The organism is Gemmatimonadota bacterium (assembly GCA_039715185.1).
In the GTDB taxonomy this organism is placed as follows: domain Bacteria; phylum Gemmatimonadota; class Gemmatimonadetes; order Longimicrobiales; family RSA9; genus DATHRK01.
The window spans coordinates 1-1,781 of the sequence record JBDLIA010000198.1; the positions used below are offsets into that span (position 1 = coordinate 1).

Consider the following 1,781-nt stretch of genomic DNA (forward strand, 5'->3'; position numbering starts at 1 on the left):
GTGTGGGCCACGACGCTCGGCGACGCCTGGACGGACCTGCCGCTGCAGCCCGTCTACCTGCCCTTCGTGCACCGCCTTCTGCTGCACGCCGCCGGTTGGCGAGAGGACGAGCCGTCCCGCCTGGTGGGATCCTCGGTGGACCCGGCGACGCTCATTCCGCCCGCCGAGCGCGAGGACCAGGAGGCGCCCGTGCTGGTCATGCCCGGCGGCGAGCGCCGCGCCCTCGACGCCACCGGGGAGCCGGTTGTCGTCGAGCTCTCGGGCATCTACGAGGTGCGCGATCCGGCCACACCGGCGCCGCGCCGGTTCGCGGTCAACGTCGACCCCCGCGAGAACGGGCTGATCGCGGTGGACAGCGCGGCGTTCAGGACCGCGGCCGCCGCCCCTGACTCGGTCGTCGCCCCAACCGCGGAAGCCGCGGAAACCGCGGCCGGAGGCCGCGAGCCCGGACGCCCCCTATGGTGGCCCCTGTTGCTGGCCGCGAGTGTACTGTTTCTGTTGGAAAGCGTCCTTTCCAATGTCGGGAGGGCTCGTGCAACCGTTGGAGGCGTGCCGTGAGTTGGAAGGAATCGGGCAGAAACAACGCAGAGCTGCGCGGCATCCTCGCACGGGTACTCCGACGCTGGCGATCCAAGCGGATGATGCTGGGCGTCATGCTGGTGGTGGTGATCGGCGTCGCTTCGTTCGCCGTCGCCACGCTCGCCATGCCGATGCTCGGCAGCGGTGCCGGAGCCATGATCGCCCGGCTCCTGGCGTTCGCGATTCCGGTCCTGGCCGCCATCTGGTGGATAGGGCGGCCCGCTTTCCGCCGGATCCCGGAGGAGCGCATCGCGCTGTACCTGGAGGAGCACGAGCCGACCCTCGGCTCGGCGGTGCTCGGCGCCCTGGCCGGCGACACGGGTTCTCGGGCGCTGGCCGAGCGCGCGGTCGGCGCCGCGCTGAAGCGGCTTCACGAAGTTGATGACGGAGACCGGATCGATCGCGCGGAGTTGCGCCGATTCGCTGCCCTGCTGGGGCTCCTCCTGCTCACGGGGGTCGCCACGGTGGCGTTCCGGCCGGCCATTCTCAGCACGGGGGCGGACCGCTTTCGCGGCGCCGGCGACCCGGTCGTCGAGGGCGCGGAGCCGGCCATCCTCATCGAGCCGGGCGACGCCACGATTCCCGCGCACGGAGACGTGAGCGTGCGCGCGCACCTGCTCAACATAGACGCCCCGGAGCGCGTGGACCTGCTCGCGTTCGTCGCGGGCGATAGCACCCCCGAGCGTGTGCCGATGGTGCGCGCCGAGGACGGCAGCTACGGCGCCCTCCTGTTCGATCTGGCCGAAGACACCGAGTACCTGGTTGAGGCCGACGGTGTCCGTTCGGACGCCTACACCCTCTCCGTCGCGCCGCTTCCGTACGCCGGCCGCGTCGATGTCGAGCTGGTCTACCCGGCCTACACCGGGCTGGCGACTCGGGTAATCCGCGACGCCCGCGACCTGGCCGCGCCGCGGGGCACCCGCGCCCGCTTCCTGGTGGAGCCCACCGCGCCCACGCCGGGCGGACGGATTCTGCTGGACGACGGGCGCTCGCTGCCCCTGGCGCCGGCGGATTCCGCGGCTCTGGCCGGCGAGGTGCCGCTCGACCGCGACGGCTTCTATCGCATCGAGTTGATCGGCCCGGCGGGGGACGCGGTGCGCGCCTCGCCCGAGTACAGCATCGACGTGCTCGACGACGGTCTGCCCACGGTACGCATCGAAGAGCCGGGCAGGGACACCGACGCCACGTCCATCGACGAGGTG

Annotated in this window: 2 protein-coding genes; both read left to right on the forward strand. The window is 72.2% G+C overall.

Features of this window, described 5'->3' with window-relative positions; genetic code table 11:
• The coding region (locus tag ABFS34_16655; protein ID MEN8377056.1) for a hypothetical protein at positions 1–558 on the forward strand (558 nt) is incomplete at its 5' end.
• Positions 555–1,781, forward strand: a 1,227-nt coding sequence (locus ABFS34_16660) for a hypothetical protein (GenBank protein ID MEN8377057.1), incomplete at its 3' end; no start/stop codon positions are given. The genes ABFS34_16655 and ABFS34_16660, both read left to right, overlap by 4 nt.